Origin of the sequence: Burkholderia sp. ABCPW 14, assembly GCF_001523835.1 — a bacterium.
In the GTDB taxonomy this organism is placed as follows: Bacteria; Pseudomonadota; Gammaproteobacteria; order Burkholderiales; family Burkholderiaceae; genus Burkholderia; species Burkholderia mayonis.
Window position 1 is genome coordinate 11,206 of the sequence record NZ_LOVS01000154.1, and the last position, 16,488, is coordinate 27,693.

The 16,488-nt window shown below is 69.1% G+C and carries 12 protein-coding genes; 7 read left to right on the forward strand and 5 right to left on the reverse strand.

Features of this window, described 5'->3' with window-relative positions; translation table 11 throughout:
- The 5 genes from gcvP (at window position 1) to WS62_RS25410 (ending at window position 8,596) form a co-directional block, all read left to right on the forward strand.
- Window positions 1-2,928 (forward strand): aminomethyl-transferring glycine dehydrogenase, encoded by a 2,928-nt coding sequence (gene gcvP / locus WS62_RS25385; protein WP_066576770.1) that lies wholly within the window; start codon window positions 1-3, stop codon window positions 2,926-2,928.
- Window positions 2,929-3,079: 151 nt separating this feature from the next.
- A complete protein-coding gene (locus WS62_RS25395; RefSeq protein WP_066576772.1) occupies window positions 3,080-4,198 on the forward strand; it encodes an alginate lyase family protein in 1,119 nt (372 codons plus the stop codon).
- A 33-nt stretch (window positions 4,199-4,231) separates the two neighbouring features.
- Window positions 4,232-5,620 (forward strand): L-serine ammonia-lyase, encoded by a 1,389-nt coding sequence (locus WS62_RS25400; protein ID WP_066576774.1) that lies wholly within the window; start codon window positions 4,232-4,234, stop codon window positions 5,618-5,620.
- Between the two features lie 175 nt (window positions 5,621-5,795).
- Window positions 5,796-7,499, forward strand: coding sequence for a thiamine pyrophosphate-binding protein (locus WS62_RS25405; RefSeq protein ID WP_066576777.1), 1,704 nt, complete (start codon window positions 5,796-5,798; stop codon window positions 7,497-7,499).
- 32 nt (window positions 7,500-7,531) lie between these two features.
- Window positions 7,532-8,596 carry a glycosyltransferase family 9 protein gene (locus tag WS62_RS25410; RefSeq protein WP_066576779.1) on the forward strand — a complete coding sequence of 355 codons (1,065 nt, stop codon included), beginning with the start codon at window positions 7,532-7,534 and terminating at the stop codon, window positions 8,594-8,596.
- A 283-nt stretch (window positions 8,597-8,879) separates the two neighbouring features.
- Here the strand turns inward: WS62_RS25410 and WS62_RS25415 are convergent, their stop codons facing one another.
- A complete protein-coding gene (locus WS62_RS25415) occupies window positions 8,880-9,905 on the reverse strand; it encodes a helix-turn-helix domain-containing protein (protein WP_066576782.1) in 1,026 nt (341 codons plus the stop codon).
- A 305-nt stretch (window positions 9,906-10,210) separates the two neighbouring features.
- Here WS62_RS25415 and adh point away from each other — a divergent pair, with 305 nt between their 5' ends.
- Window positions 10,211-11,731: an aldehyde dehydrogenase gene (adh, locus tag WS62_RS25420; RefSeq protein ID WP_066576795.1), complete on the forward strand. Its 1,521-nt coding sequence runs from the start codon at window positions 10,211-10,213 to the stop codon at window positions 11,729-11,731.
- A gap of 73 nt (window positions 11,732-11,804) precedes the next feature.
- On the forward strand, window positions 11,805-12,512 hold the full coding sequence (locus WS62_RS39075; RefSeq protein WP_442855102.1) for a methylated-DNA--[protein]-cysteine S-methyltransferase: 708 nt from the start codon (window positions 11,805-11,807) through the stop codon (window positions 12,510-12,512).
- Here the strand turns inward: WS62_RS39075 and eutC are convergent.
- From eutC to WS62_RS25440, 4 genes are all read right to left on the reverse strand, one after another.
- Window positions 12,451-13,236 (reverse strand): ethanolamine ammonia-lyase subunit EutC, encoded by a 786-nt coding sequence (gene eutC, locus WS62_RS25425; RefSeq protein WP_066576789.1) that lies wholly within the window; start codon window positions 13,234-13,236, stop codon window positions 12,451-12,453. The two genes, WS62_RS39075 and eutC, sit on opposite strands and share 62 nt — an antisense overlap.
- Window positions 13,233-14,630 (reverse strand): ethanolamine ammonia-lyase subunit EutB, encoded by a 1,398-nt coding sequence (locus tag WS62_RS25430; RefSeq protein ID WP_066576790.1) that lies wholly within the window; start codon window positions 14,628-14,630, stop codon window positions 13,233-13,235. Before WS62_RS25430 ends, eutC begins: the two co-directional genes overlap by 4 nt.
- Before the next feature lie 56 nt (window positions 14,631-14,686).
- The gene (gene eat / locus WS62_RS25435) at window positions 14,687-16,096 is read right to left on the reverse strand and encodes an ethanolamine permease (RefSeq protein ID WP_066576793.1); all 1,410 of its coding nucleotides are present in this window, start codon (window positions 16,094-16,096) and stop codon (window positions 14,687-14,689) included.
- 145 nt (window positions 16,097-16,241) lie between these two features.
- Window positions 16,242-16,488, reverse strand: a 247-nt coding sequence (locus WS62_RS25440) for a transposase (protein ID WP_197422816.1), incomplete at its 5' end; no start/stop codon positions are given.

Sequence of the window (16,488 nt, forward strand, 5' to 3'; positions counted from 1 at the left end):
ATGAAGCTCGAACACCCGGATCATCTGATGAAGCGCACGCCCCTCTCGCTCGCGGCGCTCGAAACGCACGACGCGTTCGCCGAGCGCCACATCGGCCCCGACGACGCCAGCCAGCGCGCGATGCTCGACACGCTCGGCTTCGCGTCGCGCGCCGCGCTGATCGACGCCGTGATTCCCGCGTCGATCCGCCGCGGCGACGCGCTGCCGCTCGGCCCGTTCGTGCAGCCGAAGAGCGAGGCGGAAGCGCTCGCCGCGCTGCGCGAGCTCGCGGACAAGAACCAGGTGTTCCGCTCGTACATCGGCCAGGGCTACTACGACACGCACACGCCCGCCGTCATCCTGCGCAACGTGCTCGAAAACCCGGCGTGGTACACCGCGTACACGCCGTACCAGCCTGAAATCTCGCAGGGCCGCCTCGAGGCGCTCCTGAACTTTCAGCAGATGGTCGCGGACCTGACGGGCCTCGCCATCTCGAACGCGTCGCTGCTCGACGAGGCGACGGCCGCAGCCGAGGCGATGACGCTCTTGCAGCGCGTCGGCAAGCCGAAGTCGAACGTGTTCTACGTCGCCGACGACGTGCTGCCGCAGACGCTCGAAGTGATCAAAACGCGCGCGAAGCCGGTCGGCATCGAAGTGAAGACGGGCCCCGCCGCCGACGCCGCGAGCGCGGACGCGTTCGGCGTGCTGCTCCAGTATCCGGGCGCGAACGGCGACGTGCGCGACTACCGCGCGCTCGCCGGCGCGATCCACGCGGCGGGCGGCCACGTCGTCGCAGCGGCCGACATCCTCGCGCTCACCGTGCTCACGCCGCCCGGCGAATGGGGCGCGGACGTCGCGGTCGGCAACACGCAGCGCTTCGGCGTGCCGATGGGCTTCGGCGGCCCGCACGCCGCGTACATGGCGGTGCGCGACGAATTCAAGCGGCAGATGCCGGGCCGTCTCGTCGGCGTGACCGTCGACGCGCAGGGCAAGCCCGCGCTGCGCCTCGCGCTGCAAACCCGCGAACAGCACATCCGCCGAGAGAAGGCGACGTCGAATGTCTGCACCGCGCAGGCGCTCCTCGCAATCATGGCGAGCATGTACGCGGTCTATCACGGCCCGCGCGGCCTGAAGACGATCGCGCTGCGTGTGAACCGCGTCGCGGCGCTCCTCGCAGCGGGCGTCGAGCCGCTCGGCTATGCGCTCGTCAACGACACGTTCTTCGACACGCTGACGATCGACACCGGCGCGCGCACCGCACAAGTCCACGAACTCGCGAAGGACAAGCGCATCAACCTGCGCCGCGTGAGCGACACGCGAGTCGGCGTGTCGGTCGACGAAACGACGACACGCGCCGATCTCGCCGACCTGCTCGCGATCTTCGCGCAGGCGGCAGGCGCGACGGCGCCCGATGTCGACACGCTCGACGCCGCGCTGCCCGGCGTGCCCGCGCTGCCGGCCGGCCTCGAACGCACGAGCGCGTACCTGACGCACCACGTGTTCAACCGCCACCATTCGGAAACGGAAATGCTGCGCTACCTGCGCAGCCTGTCGGACAAGGATCTCGCGCTCGACCGCTCGATGATCCCGCTCGGCTCGTGCACGATGAAGCTCAATGCGACGTCGGAGATGCTGCCCGTCACGTGGCCCGAGTTCGGCCAGATCCACCCGTTCGCGCCCGCCGAGCAGACGCTCGGCTATCGCGAGATGATCGGCCAGCTCGAGCAGATGCTCGTCGCGGCGACGGGCTACGCAGCCGTGTCGCTGCAGCCGAACGCCGGCTCGCAAGGCGAGTACGCGGGCCTCTTGATCATCCACGCGTATCACGAATCGCGCGGCGAAAGCCACCGCAACATCTGCCTGATCCCGGCGTCCGCGCACGGCACGAACCCGGCGTCCGCGCACATGGCGGGCATGAAGGTCGTCGTCGTCGCGTGCGACGCGCAGGGCAACGTCGACATCGACGATCTGAAGGCGAAGGCCGACGCGCATTCGAACGATCTCGCCGCGATCATGATCACCTACCCGTCGACGCACGGCGTGTTCGAGCAGAACGTGCGCGAGATCTGCGAGATCGTCCACGCGCACGGCGGCCAGGTGTACGTCGACGGCGCGAACATGAACGCGATGGTCGGCCTGACCGCGCCCGGCCAGTTCGGCGGCGACGTGTCGCACCTGAACCTGCACAAGACCTTCTGCATCCCGCACGGCGGCGGCGGCCCAGGCGTCGGCCCGGTCGCGGTCGGCGCGCACCTCGCGAAGTTCCTGCCGAACCAGCGCTCGACCGGCTACGCGCGCGGCGACGAAGGCATCGGCGCGGTGTCGGCGGCGCCTTACGGCTCGGCGTCGATCCTGCCGATCTCGTGGATGTACATCGCGATGATGGGCGCGAAGAACCTGACCGCCGCGACCGAAACCGCGATCCTCAACGCGAACTACATCGCAAAGCGTCTCGCGCCGCACTACCCGGTGCTGTATTCGGGCCCGGGCGGGCTCGTCGCGCACGAGTGCATTCTCGACCTGCGTCCGATCAAGGACGCGAGCGGCATCAGCGTCGACGACGTCGCGAAACGCCTGATGGACTACGGCTTCCACGCGCCGACGATGAGCTTCCCGGTGCCGGGCACGCTGATGGTCGAGCCGACCGAATCGGAATCGCAGGAGGAACTCGACCGCTTCATCGCCGCGATGATCGCGATCCGCGACGAAATCCGCGCGGTCGAGGAAGGCCGCGCCGACCGCGAGGACAACCCGCTGCGTCACGCACCGCACACGGCAGCCATCGTCACCGCGAACGACTGGCCGCATGCGTACTCGCGCGAAGAGGCCGCGTTCCCGGTCGCATCGCTCGTCGCGAACAAGTACTGGCCGCCCGTCGGCCGCGCGGACAACGCATATGGCGACCGCAATCTGTTCTGCTCCTGCGTGCCGCTCTCGGAATACGCATGACGCGCCGGCGCGGCCTGCGCGCCGCGCCGTGTTCCTTTCATCGGCGACGCGCCGTCCGCAATACGCCGTTGCGGACGGCGCGCGCGTTCGCATTCGCCCGCAAGTCCGGCTAACATCTCACACCGCGATCCAGCCATTAAAGGAGTTCTGCATGGTGCGTCAGACGTTTCCGGGCCGCGCGCAGGCGATGCGGCGGCGCTTGAGCGCGCTCGCGCCGGCGCTTTTCGCCGCCGCCGCGTTGACGGCGGCCGGCCCCGCGCGGGCGGCGATGAATTTCTGCGCCGCGCCCGCGCTGCAGAGCAGCGAGGCGACGCACGCCGAACCGGGCGTGCAGGCGCTCATCAAGAGCGTCGACGCGCATCTGAACGACGAGCCGAAGGCGTTGCCGCGCGTGCACACCGAAGGCACACTGCCGCACGAAGGCATCTACGACCAGAGCGCCGAGGCGCTCAACGACATGGAGCTGATGCGCAACGCGGCGCTCGCGTGGCGCGTGACGAACCAGAGCCGTTATCTGGCGCTCGTCGACCGCTTCCTGTCGGCGTGGGTGAACACTTACCGTCCGAGCTTCAATCCGATCGACGAGACGCGCTTCGAGAGCCTGATCCTCGCGTACGACATGACGGCGAGCGTGCTGCCCGTGAAGACGCGCAACGCGACGGCCGCGTTCATCGCGTCGCTCGGCAACGGCTACGTGCAGCAGATCGACGCGCAGAAGCGCCCGCTCAACGGCACGTGGCGCAACAACTGGCAAAGCCACCGGATCAAGCTGATCGCGCTCGCCGCATTCACGCTCGGCGATCGCAAGATGATGAACGCCGCGCAGCGGCTCTTCGTCGAGCATCTCGCCGACAACGTCGAGCCGGACGGCACCACGTACGATTTTCTCGAGCGCGACGCGCTGCACTACGCGGTCTACGATCTGCAGCCGCTCGTGACGGCGGCGCTCGCCGCGCGGCGCTTCAACCGCAACTGGCTGCGCGAGCGCGCGTCGAACCGCGCGACGCTCGCCGCCGCGCTCAACTGGCTCGTGCCGTACGCGCGCGGCGAGAAAACGCACGAAGAATTCGTCCATTCGCCGGTGCCGTTCGACGCGAAGCGCCGCGAGGCGGGCCTGCCCGGCTATTCGGGCATGTGGGAGCCGAAGAACGCGACCGAGCTGTTCCACCTCGCCGCGCGCCTCGACGGCCGCTACACGAGCGTCGCCCAACAACTCTCGCCGATGCCGCCTGCGTGGCTGGCCGCGTGCCTGCCGCTGCCGGCGCGGTGATCCCCCAATACTTCTAGCAATTCAGGAAACGAAATGGCAGTCAGCGTGTTCGATCTTTTCAAAATCGGCATCGGTCCGTCGAGTTCGCATACGGTCGGTCCGATGCGGGCCGCGCTGATGTTCGCGCAAGGGCTCGAACGCGACGCGCTGCTCGCCGCGACCGCGAGCGTGAAGGTCGAGCTGTACGGCTCGCTCGGCGCGACGGGCAAGGGCCACGGCACCGACCGCGGCGTGATGCTCGGCCTGATGGGCGACGCGCCCGACACCGTCGAGCCGTCGACGATCGCCGCGCGGCTCGACGCCGTGCGCGACTCGAAGACGCTCGCGCTGCTCGGCGCGCATCCGGTGCCGTTCGTGCCGAAGGAGCACATCGCGTTCTACCGGCAGGCGCTGCCCGAGCATCCGAACGCGATGAAGCTGCGCGCGACCGACGCGAACGGCGCGGTGCTGCGCGAGGCGACGTATCTGTCGGTGGGCGGCGGCTTCGTCGTCACCGCGGGCGCGCCGAACACGAAGGTGCTCGCCGCCGTCGAGCAGATGGCGCATCCGTTCCGCACGAGCGCCGAGCTGCTCGCGCTCACCGAGTCGACCCGCAAGTCGATCGCGCAGCTGATGTGGGAAAACGAGCGCGCGTGGCACACCGAGGAGGAAACGCGCACGGGCCTCCTGAAGATCTGGGACGTGATGCAGTCGTGCGTCGCGCGCGGCTGCGGGATCGGCAATCCGAACGCCGACGGCAACCTGCCCGGCCCGTTCCAGGTCAAGCGCCGCGCGCCGCAGCTCTACCGGACGCTCACGGGCAACCCGGAACAGGCGCTGCGCGATCCGCTGTCGATGATCGACTGGATCAACCTGTATGCGATCGCCGTCAATGAAGAGAACGCGGCGGGCGGACGCGTCGTCACCGCGCCGACCAACGGCGCGGCGGGCATCATCCCGGCCGTCCTCCATTACTACACGCGCTTCACGCCGGGCGCGAACGAGCAAGGCGTGATGGATTTCCTGATGACGGCGGCGGCGATCGGCATCCTGTACAAGCTCAATGCGTCGATCTCGGGCGCCGAAGTCGGCTGCCAGGGCGAAGTCGGCGTCGCGTGCTCGATGGCGGCGGGCGCGCTCGCGGCGGTGCTGGGCGGCACGCCGCAGCAGGTCGAGAACGCGGCCGAGATCGGCATGGAGCACAACCTCGGCCTCACCTGCGATCCGGTCGGCGGGATGGTGCAGATCCCGTGCATCGAGCGCAACGCGATGGCGTCGGTGAAGGCCGTCAACGCCGCGCGCATGGCGCTGCGCGGCGACGGCACCCACTACGTGTCGCTCGACTCCGTCATCAAGACGATGCGCGAGACGGGCGCCGACATGAAGACGAAATACAAGGAGACGTCGCGCGGCGGGCTGGCGGTGAATATCGTCGAGTGCTGAGGCCGGGCGGCACGCGGCGCGTCGCGGGAATGCGCCGCGCCGCTCGCTGCATCGCCCGCCCTGCGCGGCGGCGCGTCGCGCGAACGCCGCCGCTGTGCAGCACGGCTTCGCGCCTTCCTTCGCCCCTTCATCGGGCGTAAGCTGTACGTCCCGCCACGAAGGGAGCCCGTCTTATATGTCGATTTCCCCGGACCTCGAGCAGCGCGCCACCACCGGCGCACGCCTGCTCGTCGACGCCCTGCTCGCGAATCACGTCGAGCGCGTGTTCTGTGTGCCCGGCGAGAGCTTTCTCGCCGTCCTCGATTCCCTCGCCGACGAAACCGAACGCATCCAGACCGTCGTCTGCCGGCACGAAGCCGCCGCTGCGAACATGGCCGAAGCGGTCGGCAAGCTGACCGGCCGGCCCGGCATCGCGTTCGTCACGCGCGGCCCCGGCGCGACGCACGCATCGATCGGCGTGCACACCGCATTCCAGGATTCGACGCCGATGATCCTCTTCATCGGCCAGTGCGCGCGCGAGCATCTCGATCGCGAGGCGTTCCAGGAAATCGACTATCGGCGGATGTTCGGCCAGCTCGCGAAGTGGGTTGCGCAGATCGACGATCCGCGCCGCATCCCCGAATATCTGAGCCACGCGTTTCACGTCGCGATGTCGGGCCGGCCCGGCCCCGTCGTGCTCGCGCTGCCCGAGGACGTGCTGTCCGAGCCGTGCGCGCCGCAACCCGCCGCGCCCGCGGCGAAGCGCATCGCCGCCGCGCCGTCCGCCGCGCAGATGAGCGAGCTGCGCGAGCGGCTCGCGCGCGCCGAGCGGCCGCTCGTGGTCGCGGGCGGCAGCGGCTGGACGCCCGAGGCGGGCGCGGATCTGCGCACGTTCGTCGAGCGCTGGCAGTTGCCGATCGCGTGCGCGTTCCGCTATCAGGACACGTTCGACAACGAGCATCCGCAATACGCGGGCGACGTCGGCCTCGGCGTGAATCCGGCGCTCGCGCGCCGCATCCAGGAAGCGGACCTGCTGTTCGCGCTCGGCCCGCGACTCGGCGAAGCGACGACGGGCGGCTATACGCTGATCGACATTCCGAAGCCGAAGCAAGTGCTCGTCCACGTGCATCAGGGCGCGGACGAGCTGGGGCGCGTCTATGCGGCGGATCTGCCGATCGCGTCCGGGATGCCCGAGATCGCCGCGCAGCTCGCCGCGCTCGAGCCGCCGGCATCGCCCGCGTGGGCGGGCAGCGCCGCCGACGCGCATCGCGCCTATCTCGACTGGCGCACGCCGCGGCCGATGCCGGGCGGCGTGCAGCTCGGCGAGCTGATGCTGCAATTGCGCGAACGGCTGCCGCACGACGCGATCGTCACGAACGGCGCGGGCAATTACGCGGCGTGGCTGCATCGCCATTTCGCGTACCGGCATTTCCGCTCGCAGCTCGCGCCGACGAGCGGCGCGATGGGCTACGGCGTGCCGGCCGCGCTCGCGGCGAAGTCGCTGTATCCGCAGCGCACGGTCGTCGCGCTCGCGGGCGACGGCTGCTTCATGATGGCGGGCAACGAGCTCGCGACCGCGATCCAGCATGGGCTCGCGGTCGTCGTACTCGTCGTGAACAACGGTCATTTCGGCACGATCCGCATGCATCAGGAGCGCAACTATCCTGGGCGTGTGCACGGCACGGGGCTGACGAACCCGGATTTCGCCGCGTACGCGCGCGCGTTCGGCGCGCACGGCGAAACGGTCGAGCGCACCGCCGATTTCCTGCCCGCGCTCAATCGCGCGCTCGCGAGCGGGCTGCCCGCGCTGATCGAGATCCGCGTGCCGCAGGATGCCTGCACGCCCGCCGCGACGCTCGAGCAGGTGCGTGAGCAGGGCCTGCGTGCGCGTCACGCTTGACGCGACGTTCTGCACCGCACACTCCCGCACCGATGACGACGCACGCCGCAGCCACGTTGTCGCCCGCCGACGCGCTCACCTACCCCGGCACGCTGCTCGCGCCGGACGGGCGGCTCGTCGCGCCCTACGATCTCGAGCGCACGGCGGCCGACGCGCACGGCTACGTCGGCGCGGCGGCCCGCCTCGGCCTGTTGCATGCGGCAAGCCGCCCGTTCACGCTCGATTACGCGACGTTGTCGACCGTTCACGTGATCAACGGGATGGGCGTCGCGCTCGGCGACTCGGTGATCGGCCTGACGGCGCTCGCGGCGGTCGAGACCCGCCATCCGCACGTGCGCTTCGTGCTGTACCGGCCCGCGCATGCGCCCGCCTACGTCGACGCGCTGTACCGGCTCGCGGCCGGCGCGATCGCGCCGATCCGCACGCTGCCGTGGCCTGCCGCCGCGCTGCCGGCCGGCGACACGCGCATCGATCTCGGCAATCACCTGTACTGGCCCGCGTTCGCGACGCTGCCGATGATCGACTTCTTCCTCGCGGCGCTCGGCGTGCCGCCCGAATCGGTCGCCGCCGACGCGAAGCGCAATCTTTGGCTCGCCCGTCTGGCGCTGCCCGAGCCGCCGCGCGAATGGCGCGGCCGGCGCTACGCGCTGTTCTGCCCGCAGGCAAGCACGCCGCTGCGCAGCATCCCGCCGGCACTGCGCGCGGCGCTCGTCGACCGGCTCGCGCAGACCTACCGGCTGCCCGTGCTCGGCTTCGAGCCGATCGATCATCCGGATTACGTCGACGTGAGCGACCACTCCGGCGATACCGCGCAGTTCATCCGCTGGGTCAAGCATGCGAGCGTCGCGCTGTGCGCCGACACGTCGGCCGTACACGTCGCGGCCGGGTTCGACGTGCCGACGCTCGCGTGCTTTTCCAGCATCGCGCCCGACTTGCGGGTGCGCGACTATCCGTTCTGCACCGCGATCGCGCTCGACGTGCCGGAGACGCTGCGCAATCGCCACAAGAGCGACGCGGCCGGCGATATCGCGCTGGTCGAGGCTGCGTATCGGCGGGTCGACTGGGACGCGATCGCGTGGCCGCCGGCGCGGAAGTGAGCGCGGCGAAGCCGTTGAGCAAGTGGTAAGCGGAAGGGGTAAGCGATGAGCACGGAGCAGCACGCGGACGCCGGTACGCACGGTCGGGCACGCTTGCGATAGTACTTGCTTGCCGACTTTCCACAAGCGCCATGCGAGCCGCTGCTGCCGCGCTTCGTCGCGCAAGTGACGGCAATCCGCCGATTTCTCACCCGCCCGGCATCGGCAGGCAAGCCGCCGCATCGTGCGATGCCGCGTCAAGCCGGCACAAGCGCCAGCCGCCCCGCTCGCAACCGTCCCTTTTTCAGCAAGCGAGTGCGTCGCGCAACGTCTCGGACGGCCGCGCGCCGAACATCCGCCGATAGTCGGTCGCGAACTGGCTCAGATGCCAGAACCCCCACGCGGCCGCGACGTCCTGCACCGAATCCGCCGCGCGGCCGCGCAGGTCGCGCCGCACGCCGTTCAGCCGCAGCGCGCGCAGGTAGGTCGCGGGCGCCATCCCGAGCACGTCCTGGAAGCAGTACTGCAGCGTGCGCCGGCTCACGTGCAACTGCTCGCACAGCTCGGGCACGCCGACGGGCCGCGAACGGTGCGCGAGCACGTAGTCGCGCGCGGCCGCGACGATCTTGCGCCGCCGCGACGAATGCTCGACGGTCGCGTCGGCAGCAGGCGAAACGCACAGGTCGAACAGCGCCGCGAGCACTTCCGCCTGCAAATCGTTGCGCGCGCAGTCGGACAGCGGCGCGCCCGCCGCGCTCATCGCGTCCGCGTCGTCGAGCCGCTGGCCGAGCAACGCGCAAAGCCGCGTGAGCCGCGCCTCGCCGACGCGCACGACGGGCACGAGCGGCAGCCGCTCGTCGAGCCCGCAGTGCTCGACCTCCTCCGCGTAGCGGCGCAGCACCGCGCCGCGCACGACGAGCCCGTAGATCGAGAATTGCGCGGGCGTCAGCAGCTCGAATTCGACGTTGCCGGGCCGGAACGCGAGCGCATCGGCGGCGATCGGCCGCGCGTCGATGCGCGCCGCGCCGTCGCGGGCGACCGGAATGCCGAACCAGTACGCGTCCCCACGCACCTCGCACGCCTGCCGCAGCGTGTGGCTCGTCGTCTCCCGAAACACCTTCATCGTGTCGAGCGGCAGCTCGGTCAGCGTGCCGACGAAGCGGCCCGCCGCGAGCTGGTCGTAAGTCTGGCGCCAGCCGATCAGGTTGCGCGCCTGCTCGTCGGCGTCGTGCGCGACGCTGACGACGGCGCGCCCGGCCGTGCCGTCGCCGTCCGCGCTGCGTCCCGTGTCCTCCGCCGTTGTCTCGGCGCCGGTGTGCTCGTGATCCATCGCGCCCCCTTTTGCGTCGCTGAAGCTGAAACGATCCGTTCGATTACGCAATTCCCATGCCGAAGCGTAGCGTCGCCAAAATGGCCGGTCTCGTCTTCGCGCTGTGCCGCATTTGAACAATCCGCATGCAGCGGCTGTTCAACGACGGCGCAGTCGCGCGCGCCCGGCCGCGCCGCCCGCGCGGCGAATCCCTCGCCGAAGCCCCGATGCACCGTCGCGCGGCCGGCTGGCACGGTTTTGGCGTAACGACGGCCGTCGCGCACGTCGCGCGACGCATCACCGATACCGACATGCGAGGAGCAACGATGAATCACGCGGACATGCAACACCTGAACATCGAATTTCCGTACCGCAAGCAATACGGGAATTTCATCGGCGGCGAATGGGTCGCCCCGGTCGGCGGCGAGTATTTCGACAACGTCTCGCCCGTGACCGGCCTGCCGTTCACCGCGATCCCTCGCTCGCGCGCAGCAGACGTCGAGCTCGCGCTCGACGCCGCGCACGCCGCGAAAGCCGGCTGGGCCGCAGCGAGCGCGGGCGAGCGCGCGAACGTGCTGCTCAAGATCGCCGACCGGATGGAGGCGAACCTCACGCGTCTCGCGGTCGCGGAGACGATCGACAACGGCAAGCCGCTGCGCGAGACGACCGCGGCCGACGTGCCGCTCGCGATCGACCACTTCCGCTACTTCGCGGGCTGCATCCGCGCGCAGGAAGGCTCGATCGCCGACATCGGCGGCGACATGGTCGCCTATCACTTCCACGAGCCGCTCGGCGTCGTCGGCCAGATCATCCCGTGGAACTTCCCGCTCCTGATGGCCGCGTGGAAGCTCGCGCCCGCGATCGCGGCCGGCAACTGCGTCGTGCTGAAGCCGGCCGAGCAGACGCCCGCGTCGATCCTCGTGTTCGCCGAGCTGATCCAGGATCTGCTGCCGCCCGGCGTGCTGAACATCGTCAACGGCTTCGGGCTCGAGGCGGGCAAGCCGCTCGCGTCGAGCAAGCGGATCGCGAAGATCGCGTTCACGGGCGAGACGTCGACGGGCCGCCTCATCATGCAGTACGCAAGCGAGAACCTGATCCCCGTCACGCTCGAGCTCGGCGGCAAGAGCCCGAACATCTTCTTCGCCGACGTGATGGACCGCGACGACAGCTACTTCGACAAGGCGCTCGAAGGCTTCGCGATGTTCGCGCTCAACCAGGGCGAGGTCTGCACGTGCCCGTCGCGCGCGCTCGTCGAGGAGAGCATCTACGAGCGCTTCATGGAGCGCGCGCTCAAGCGCGTCGAATCGATCAAGCAGGGCCACCCGCTCGACGCGCAGACGATGATCGGCGCGCAGGCGTCGTCCGAGCAGCTCGAGAAGATCCTGTCGTACATCGACATCGGCCGCAAGGAAGGCGCGCAGTGCCTGACGGGCGGCGAGCGCAACGTGCTCGGCGGCGAACTGTCGGAAGGCTATTACGTGAAGCCGACCGTGTTCCGCGGCCACAACAAGATGCGCATCTTCCAGGAAGAGATCTTCGGGCCGGTGCTTGCGGTGACGACGTTCAAGTCCGAGGAGGAAGCGCTCGAGATCGCGAACGACACGCTGTACGGCCTGGGCGCGGGCGTCTGGACGCGCGACGGCAACCGTGCATACCGCGTCGGCCGCGGCATCCAGGCGGGCCGCGTGTGGACGAACTGCTATCACGCGTATCCGGCGCACGCGGCGTTCGGCGGCTACAAGCAGTCGGGGATCGGCCGCGAGACGCACAAGATGATGCTCGATCACTACCAGCAGACGAAGAATCTGCTCGTCAGCTACAGCGAGAAGCCGCTCGGGTTCTTCTGATCTCGCGCGGGCGGTGCGCGACCGATGCGCGCCGCATGAGCGGCTTGGCCTGGCTCGGTGGATTCGCGTCCCGATGCGGATCCGCCGGGCTTTTTTGCGACTGGGATGCCGAATCGGGCGGTCGGGTGGTCGGGCGGTCGGGTGGTCGGGCGGTCGGGCGGTCGGGTGGTCGGGTGGTCGGGTGGGCGGCTCGCGAATCGTCGCAACGCATCGCGGCACTAGTTGCGCGCGACACAGCGCAGTGCGACGTAGAACCGCCTCTCGCGCCGCCTCGTCTGCCGGCCGCGCGCCTTCCGCCGTCGCGTCAATCGTCGTCGCATCATTCATTGGCCGCGCGGCCTTCACACCAAGTCGGCCGGGCGATCGTCGCATCGATTCAGCCGCACTCGCGATCGAGCGTCAGCGTGCGCGGCTACCGAGCGGGTGCCGCCGCCCACTCGCCGTGCGCGCGGTTGCCGCGGCGAACGGCGCGAACCGCATCTCGATCATCGTGCCGTGCCATCGGATCATCGGCAAGGACGGATCGCTCACGGGCTACGGCGGCGGAATCGAGCGCAAGCGGTGCTGCTCGAGCACGAGCGGCGGCATGCGGATGTGCCGGTCGAGGCAGCAGCCGAGGCAAGCGCGGAGGGGTGAGGCCGGCGCTTCGGCGCGCGGGGCGCAACCGCACCGCCTTCTGCCGCTGCCACACGAGCGCGTTTCACCGCGCGGCGGCCGAACTACTCCGCCGCGATCCGCGCCGCGTCCGCCGAAGACAACAACGCATCGCTGTCGTCCTTGAGCCCGACGCCCGTCAGCCCGAGCCGCCGCGCATGCGTCATCAGATAGTGCAGCTTGTGCGCGGCCGCATCATGCGGCAGCCCTTCGGGACGCACGTTCGAGATGCAGTTGCGCTGCGCGTCGTGGCAGCCGACCTTCGGCGCGTACGTCAGATACACGCCGAGGCTGTCGGGCGAGCTCAAACCCGGCCGCTCGCCGATCAGCATCGCGACGAGGCCCGCGCCGAGCAGCTCGCCGATCTCGTCGCCGAGCGCGACGCGCGCCTGCCGCGCGACGACGACAGGCCCGATCCGCCAGCCGTCGAGCTTCGGCCGCACCGCATTCAGGAGCGGCAGCGCCTGCTTCGCGGCCGCGAACGCCGACAGCCCGTCGCCGACGACGAACACGACATCGGGCGCGGCGTCGAGCGCCGCGCCGTAGCCGGCGAGCAGCGCGCGGCCGTCGTCGGACAGCTTGCGGCCGAGGTCCGGCCGGCGCAGGTAATGCTGCCGATCCGGCGCGGCGCTCTGCACGCCGAGCGTCGGCAGACCGGCCGCTTCGATCTCGCGCCGCAGCGCGTCGGCGTCGAGCGGCTGGTGAACGGCATCGCGCGCCTGCGCGTGCGACAGGTTGAACGCAAGCAGCGGCGCGGTCGGCAAGCTGTTGCCCGCGCGTCCGAGCGCGATCCGCGCGTTCGTGAACGTCTTGAGCTGCCCCCACGGGTTTTTTTCGACCGCGTCGCTCATGCGGAAAACCCCATCCAGTCGTTCGCGCCGGCGAGGAGCGGCACGCGCGCCGACGCAGCGCGCAGCGCGCCGTGCGCATCGGCGATCTCCATCGTCTCCAACCATTCCTCGAACTCGGGCGCGCGGCGCAGGCCGAGCACCTCGCGCACGTAGAGCTGATCGTGAAACGACGTGCTCTGGTAGTTGAGCATCACGTCGTCCGCGCCCGGAATGCCCATGATGAAGTTGATGCCCGCGGCGCCGAGCAGCGTCAGCAGGTTGTCCATGTCGTCCTGGTCGGCTTGCGCATGGTTCGTGTAGCAGATGTCGCAGCCCATCGGCACGCCGAGCAGCTTGCCGCAGAAGTGATCCTCGAGCCCCGCGCGAATGATCTGCTTGCCGTCGTACAGATATTCGGGGCCGATGAAACCGACCACCGTATTGACGAGAAACGGCTCGTACGCGCGCGCGACCGCGTAAGCGCGCACCTCGCAGGTTTGCTGATCGACGCCGTGATGCGCGTTCGCCGACAGCGCGCTGCCCTGGCCCGTCTCGAAGTACATCAGGTTGTTGCCGACCGTGCCGCGCTTGAGCGCCAGCGCCGCCTCGCGCGCTTCGGCGAGCAGCGCGAGTGAAATGCCGAAGCTCGCGTTCGCCTTCTCGGTGCCCGCGATCGACTGGAACACGAGATCGACGGGCGCGCCCTTCTCGATCGCCGCGATCGTGTTCGTCACGTGCGTAAGCACGCACGACTGCGTCGGCACGCGGTAGCGCTCGCGGAACGCGTCGATCATCGCGAGCAGCTTCGTGATCGCGGCGAGGCTGTCGGTCGCCGGATTGATGCCGATCATCGCGTCGCCGCAGCCGTACATCAGGCCGTCGAGCATCGATGCGGCGATCCCTTTCACGTCGTCGGTCGGATGGTTCGGCTGCAGCCGCACCGACATCCGTCCCGGCAGCCCGACCGTGTTCCGGAAGCGCGTGACGACGCGGCGCTTTCTCGCGGCCGCGATCAGATCCTGGTTGCGCATCAGCTTCGACACCGCCGCGACCATCTCCGGCGTGAGTCCCGGCGCGATCCGCTCGAGCGCGGCCGAATCGGCGGCGCTCGACAGCAGCCAGTTGCGGAAATCGCCCACCGTCAGGTGCGAGATCTCGGCGAATGCGTCGCGCGAATGCGTATCGACGACGAGGCGCGTGACCTCGTCGTCTTCGTAAGGGATCACCGCCTCGTTGAGGAATGCGGCGAGCGGCACGCTCGCGAGCGCCATCTTCGCCGCGACGCGCTCTTCCTCGGTCGCGGCCGCGACGCCCGCGAGCTGGTCGCCGGAACGCAAAGGACTCGCCTTCGCGAGCAGCGTCTTCAGGTCCGCGAAGCGGTAGGTGCGCGAACCGATCGTCTCCGTATATCGCATCTGGACTCCTTGTCGTAACGGCCGCGCGCCGCCCTCCGGCGCGCGGCGCACGCTTCCTACTCCTCGAGCAGCGCGTCGGCGGGCGCGGCCGCGCGCTGCGAGCGCGTCGCGAGGAAATAGCCATACCCGAGCGCGACGAACGCGACGAAGATCGACGCGACGAGCGCGTTGAAGTACACCATCGTGCAAAGGCACACGATCGCCGCGACGAGCGCGAACGCCGGGAAGAACGGATACAGCGGCGCGCGGAACGGGCGCTCCATCCTCGGCTGCACGCGGCGCAGCTTGAAGAGCGCGGCCATGCTGACGATGTACATCACGATAGCGCCGAATACGGACATCGTCACGATGTTCGCGGTGAGCGTCTGGCCGCCGAACTGGATCAGCTCGTCGCTGTAGATCGCGACGATGCCGACCACGCCGCCCGCGAGAATCGCGCGATAAGGCGTCTTGAAGCGCGGATGCACCTTCGCGAGCCATTCGGGCAGATAGCCTTCGCGAGCGAGCGCGAAGATCTGGCGCGAATAGCCGAGGATGATCCCGTGGAACGACGCGACGAGGCCGAACAGACCGAGCCACACGAGCATGTGCATCCAGCCGCTGTTCGCGCCGACGATGTACTTCATCGCCTGCGGCAGCGGATCGTTGATGTTCGCGAGCTTGGTCCAGTCGCCCGCGCCGCCCGCGAACACCATCACGCCGATCGCGAGCGCGACGAGCATCAGGATGCCGGCGACGTACGCGATCGGGATCGAGCGCTTCGGGTTCTTCGCTTCCTCCGCCGCCATCGCGACGCCCTCGATCGCGAGGAAGAACCAGATCGCGAACGGAATCGCCGCGAACATCCCGTGGAACGAACCAACGCTGAAGTGATCCACGCCGGACCAGCCGCCCTTCACGAAGTTGCTCCACGCGAAGCCCGGCGACACGACGCCCATGAACACGAGCAGCTCGAAGATCGCGAGCAGCGTGACGACGAGCTCGAACGTCGCGGCGATCTGCACGCCGACGATGTTGAGCGCCATGAACACGAGATACGCGCCCATCGCCGCGTGCTTTGGCTCGAGCCCCGGAAACTGCACGTGCAGGTACGCGCCGATCGCGAGCGCGATCGCGGGCGGCGCGAACACGAACTCGACGAGCGTCGCGACGCCAGCGAGATAGCCGCCCGCCGGGCCGAACGCGCGCCGCGCATACGCGAACGGGCCGCCCGCGTGCGGGATCGATGTCGTGAGCTCGGTGAAGCTGAAGATGAAAGTCGTGTACATCGCCGCGACGAACAGCGCTGTGATGACGAAGCCGAGCGTGCCCGCGCTCGCCCAGCCATAGCTCCAGCCGAAGTATTCGCCGGAGATCACGAGACCGACCGCGATGCCCCACAACTGCCACGTGCCGAGGGTTTGCTGCAGCGCCGGCTTCGCTGCCTTGCCGCCCGCGCCGGGACGGCCATTCGACTCTGTCTGCATGAATCTCTCCTCGAAGGCGGCGGAGCCCGGCGCCGAGATAGGCCCGCCCCGCAACTGAGAATCGATGCTAGTGAGTCATTAATTGACGTGTTATCGAAAATCGGCAAACGTCCGTGCTTTCATTTCGCATACGGAAATATTTGGTTCATCGAGGAATTCCGGGGAACGCGGCGCGGATTTTGAGGAAGAAATATTCCTCGTCGCGGTACCCGTAAGCGCGACGCTTGATGACCTTGATGGTGTTGTTGATGCCTTCGACGACGCGGGTATTGAGCGGATGGCGGCAGCGGGCCAGGATGCCGTGCCAGTAACCCTGCAAGCGCTGGGCAAACAGTTGCAGCGCGGCAATCCCGCTTTGCCGGGCTTGCTCGATCCATTGCCCCCAAGCCTTT